This window comes from Gordonia sp. UBA7599, from assembly GCA_002477755.1.
Taxonomy (GTDB): domain Bacteria; phylum Actinomycetota; class Actinomycetes; order Mycobacteriales; family Mycobacteriaceae; genus Gordonia.
Genome location: DLKD01000163.1, coordinates 1 through 4,546 on the forward strand (window position 1 = coordinate 1; position 4,546 = coordinate 4,546).

Here is a 4,546-nt window from a genome sequence, read left to right on the forward strand (position 1 = left end):
CGGAGTACTGCACCGACGTCGCGAAGATGATCGGTGCGCCGATCTTCCACGTCAACGGCGACGACCCGGAGGCGTGCGTGTGGGCGGCCAAGCTCGCCGTCGACTATCGCGAGACCTATCACCGCGACGTCGTCATCGACCTCGTCTGCTACCGCCGCCGCGGTCACAACGAGGGCGACGACCCGTCGATGACCCAGCCGGCGATGTACGACGTGATCGACACGAAGCGCGGTGTGCGCAAGGCCTACACCGAAGACCTCATCGGCCGTGGCGACATCTCGACGAAGGAGGCCGAGGACGCCCTGCGCGACTACCAGGGCCAGCTGGAGCGGGTGTTCAACGAGGTCAAGGAACTCGAGCGGTACACGCCCGAGCCGAGTCCGTCGGTGGAGACCGAGCAGTCGCTGCCGTCGAAGTTGGTGACCGCCGTGCCGGCGCAGACACTGGCCCGCATCGGCGACGCCTTCATGACGCTGCCCGACGGATTCACCCCACACCCCCGCGTACTGCCCGTGCTCAAGCGCCGCCAGAAGGAGTCGCGTGAGGGCGGCATCGACTGGGCATTCGCCGAGTTGTTGGCCTTCGGCACGCTGGTGCTCGAGGGCCGCACGATCCGCCTGTCCGGGCAGGACTCCCGCCGCGGCACGTTCACCCAGCGCCATTCGGTGCTGATCGACCGCGACAACGGGTCGGAGTACACCCCGCTCAACCACATCCCGGGCGAGGACCCCGACCACGCGGGCCGGTTCATGGTCTATGACTCACCGCTCTCGGAGTACGCGGTCGTCGGTTTCGAGTACGGCTACTCCGTCGGCGACCCCGATGCGCTGGTGCTGTGGGAGGGTCAGTTCGGCGACTTCGTCAACGGCGCCCAGTCGATCGTCGACGAGTTCATCAGCTCCGGCGAGGCCAAGTGGGGTCAAACCTCCGGTGTCGTCATGCTGCTCCCCCACGGCCACGAAGGCCAGGGCCCCGACCACACGTCGGGCCGCATCGAGCGCTTCCTTCAACTGTGCGCGGAGGGCTCGATGACGGTCGCGCTGCCGTCGACCCCGGCCAGCTACTTCCACCTGCTGCGCCGCCATGCCAATGACGGCATCGAACGGCCGCTCGTCGTCTTCACGCCGAAGTCGATGCTGCGCAACAAGGCAGCGGTCAGCCCGGTCGCGGACTTCACCGACTCGAAGTTCCTCTCCGTGCTCGACGACCCGGCCTTCGCCGATGCCTCGGCCGACCGGTCGAAGGTCCGGCGCGTGGTCCTGGTCAGCGGCAAGCTCTACTACGAACTGGCCGCGCGCCGCGAGGCCGACGGCCGCGACGACATCGCGATCGTGCGGATCGAGCAGCTCTACCCGGTGCCCTATCGGCGCCTGCGGATGACGCTGGAGCTCTACCCGAACGCCGACGACTTCGTGTGGGTGCAGGAGGAGCCGGCCAACCAGGGTCCCTGGCCGTTCCTGGGCCTGTGGCTGCCGGAAATGCTGCCGGACATCCTCACCGGCCTGCGCCGGATCTCACGGCGTGCGATGTCGGCGCCTTCGTCGGGTTCCAGTAAGGTCCATGCGGTCGAGCAGCAAGAGATCATCGACACCGCATTCGGCCCCAAGGCCGACGTGCCGACGGTCTCCTAACCAGCTGCGCAACCCTCCAACGAAGGATCGTCAGCTATGAAGGACTTCCGCAACAAGGTCGTCGTCGTCACCGGCGCGGCGTCGGGGATGGGCCGGGAACTGGCCGTCAAACTCGGCCAGCGCGGCGCCAAGATCGCCATCAGCGACGTCGACCCTGATGGTCTCGCCGAGACCGAGCGCCTCGTCAAGGCGACCGGCGCTCAGGTGCACAGCCAGCTACTCAACGTCGCCGAGCGCGAGGCGGTACTCGAGTACGCACAGACCGTGGCCGATCATTTCGGCGGGGTCAACGCGGTCTTCAACAATGCCGGAATCGCCCACCACGGCGAGATCGAGCACATGGAGTTCAAGGACATCGACCGCGTCATGGACATCGACTTCTGGGGCGTGGTGAACGGCACGAAGGCCTTCCTGCCGCACATCATCGCCTCCGGCGATGGTCACATCGTGAATACATCCTCGTTGTTCGGCCTGCTGTCCGAACCGGGCCAGTCGGCCTACAACTCGGCCAAGTTCGCGGTGCGCGGGTTCACCGAGTCGCTCAACCAGGAGATGATCGTCGCCAAGCACCCGGTGAAAGTCACCTGTGTGCACCCGGGTGGGGTCAAGACGGCCATCGCCCGCAACGCGACGATGTCCGGCGACGTCGACGAGCGCAAGCTCACCGACGCGTTCGAGAAGTATTTCCTGCGCATGGATGCGGCCAAGGCGGCCGACATCATCATCCGCGGCGTAGAGAAGAACCGTGCGCGCGTCCTCGTCGGCAACGACGCGAAGGCGCTGGACCTGTGGGTCCGGCTCGTCGCATCGGGTTACCAACCCATCGCCGCGCGGGTGATCGGGTTTGCCACGGCGCGCTGGAGCAAGTAGCCCCGCCCCAAGCAATCCCCGCCGGCGCGGCTACACGAAGCCGTGGCGCCCTAGCCACTCGTCGACCAGTGCGACGCGGTCCTGCCCGGATTGCCACCGACGGGTCATGTCCGCCAGATCGGCGGGTGTGAGTTCGCCGGCGACCTTGTTGAGCGCCTTGACGTCGGTCCGTCCGAAACGCACCGCGCGGTACACCGGAACCGGTTGCCCCGCCGACTCCGACGCTCCCGGCGAGAGCGGGTCGCCCAGGACCACCCCGGTCGGCAGCGAGCGGCTCAACAACGTGTAGGCGCCGTCACCGAACTCGGTGGGTGCCGAAGCGGCCGTCTCCGCGGCGATACTCCCGGGCGGGAGCACCGTCGCGAGTAGCGCCTGCACCGTCGACGGAAAGAGGTCGAGGTCATCGGCGCTCATCGCGTCGAGCAGGGCCCGGTCACCGGCGACGACGACCGGTTGCGCCACCGTCATCCCCTGGGCCCGCAGCGCGCCCCGGTAGAGCGCGGCGACCATCTGCATCTGCGGGTCGACCGGCGCACCGATCCGGACCGGTTCCGGCTCGGGCTGCGCCGCGCACCCGCCGAGGATCGCGCACAACACCGCGATCAGCATCACCGCACGAGTCATGCCCACACCGTAGCAATCGCCTACTATCGAGACTTGTGAGCGCCGATCCCATCGTCGACTGCGCGGTCTACGTCGACGGACGTCGCGATCCCCATTCCTACACCTACGCACAGGCCCTGGCGCACGTCCGCGACACAGGCAAGGGTTTCGTGTGGTTGGGGGTGCACTCCCCCGACGACAAGCAGATGACCGACATCGCGTCGGTCTTCGGGCTGCACGAACTGGCCGTGGAGGATGCCGTCCACGCCCACCAGCGGCCCAAGCTCGAGGCGTACGCGGACACCTTGTTCGTGGTGCTGCGCACCGTCGGCTATGTCGCGCACGACTCCCTCAGCTCAACGGCCGAGGTCGTCTCCACCGGCGAGATCATGCTGTTCGTCGGCACCGACTACGTCATCACGGTGCGCCATGGCGACCAGACTGAACTGGCCACGCTGCGCCACCGGCTCGAAGAGCACCCCACCCAACTGGCGTTGGGGCCGATGGTGGTCCTGCACGCCGTCGCCGACCGCGTCGTCGACGCGTACCTGGCCGTCACCGAGCAACTCGACACCGACATCGCCGAGATCGAGGAGAACGTCTTTGGCGGGTCGCAGGTCAACATCGACCCGGTGTACCTCCTCAAACGCGAGGTCATCGAGTTCCGCCGGGCCGTGACGCCCCTGGCGATCCCCCTGAAGCGCCTGACCGCCCCGAATCCGTGGTTGCCCAAGGAGGTGCGGGCCTACTTCCGCGACGTCTCCGACCACTTGACGACGGTCAACGAGCGCGTCTTGGACTACGACAGTCTGCTGTCGTCGATGCTCGATGCCGCCACCGCCAAGGTCGGCATCCAGCAGAACACCGACATGCGCAAGATCACCGCGTGGGCGGCGATGGCCGCGGCTCCGACGATGATCGCCGGGATCTACGGCATGAACTTCGACCACATGCCCGAATTGCATTGGCGCTACGGCTATTTCGTCGTTCTCGCGGTGATGGTCATGATCTGTGCGCTGCTGTGGCGCACCTTCCGACGGCACGGGTGGTTGTGATGCACAAGCTCTTCTCCTACGGCACCCTGCAGTTCCCCGAGGTGCAGCGCGCCACGTTCGGACGGCTGATCCCCGGTGAGCCCGACGCCATCGTCGGCTTCCGCAGCGAGATGCTCACCATCACCGATCCGATGGTGATCGAGCGCAGCGGCACCGACCAGCATCCGATCCTCATACCGGGCTCCGCCGACGACGCGGTGGAGGGGACGACGTTCGTGGTCGACGACGAGGAGTTGGCCGCCGCCGACCACTACGAGGTCGACGACTACCAGCGCGTCGAAGTCCCACTTCGCTCGGGCGGTCTGGGCTGGGTCTACGTGCTGGCCGATTGAGGCTCCCAGGATTTCGCCAATCCCCCACCGACTCGGTAGTTGTCAAGCTGTCTGA

The 4,546-nt window shown here is 66.9% G+C and carries 5 protein-coding genes; 4 read left to right on the forward strand and 1 reads right to left on the reverse strand.

Going from position 1 to position 4,546, the window contains the following annotated elements:
* A partial coding sequence (locus B4L26_RS18245) for a multifunctional oxoglutarate decarboxylase/oxoglutarate dehydrogenase thiamine pyrophosphate-binding subunit/dihydrolipoyllysine-residue succinyltransferase subunit (RefSeq protein WP_290721233.1) occupies positions 1-1,631 on the forward strand: 1,631 nt, incomplete at its 5' end.
* 36 nt (positions 1,632-1,667) lie between these two features.
* Positions 1,668-2,501, forward strand: a complete 834-nt coding sequence (locus B4L26_RS18250; RefSeq protein WP_290721236.1) for an SDR family NAD(P)-dependent oxidoreductase — start codon at positions 1,668-1,670, stop codon at positions 2,499-2,501.
* A gap of 30 nt (positions 2,502-2,531) precedes the next feature.
* Here B4L26_RS18250 and B4L26_RS18255 read toward each other — a convergent pair whose 3' ends face one another.
* Positions 2,532-3,125: a hypothetical protein gene (locus B4L26_RS18255; RefSeq protein ID WP_290721238.1), complete on the reverse strand. Its 594-nt coding sequence runs from the start codon at positions 3,123-3,125 to the stop codon at positions 2,532-2,534.
* A gap of 35 nt (positions 3,126-3,160) precedes the next feature.
* On the opposite strand from B4L26_RS18255, the gene B4L26_RS18260 reads away from it, so the two are divergent.
* Entirely contained in the window at positions 3,161-4,159 is a 999-nt protein-coding gene (locus B4L26_RS18260; protein ID WP_290721240.1) for a magnesium and cobalt transport protein CorA, read from the forward strand.
* Positions 4,159-4,491, forward strand: coding sequence for a gamma-glutamylcyclotransferase family protein (locus B4L26_RS18265; protein ID WP_290721243.1), 333 nt, complete (start codon positions 4,159-4,161; stop codon positions 4,489-4,491). The genes B4L26_RS18260 and B4L26_RS18265 overlap by 1 nt, the downstream gene beginning before the upstream one ends.
* The last annotated feature ends 55 nt before the right edge of the window (positions 4,492-4,546 follow it).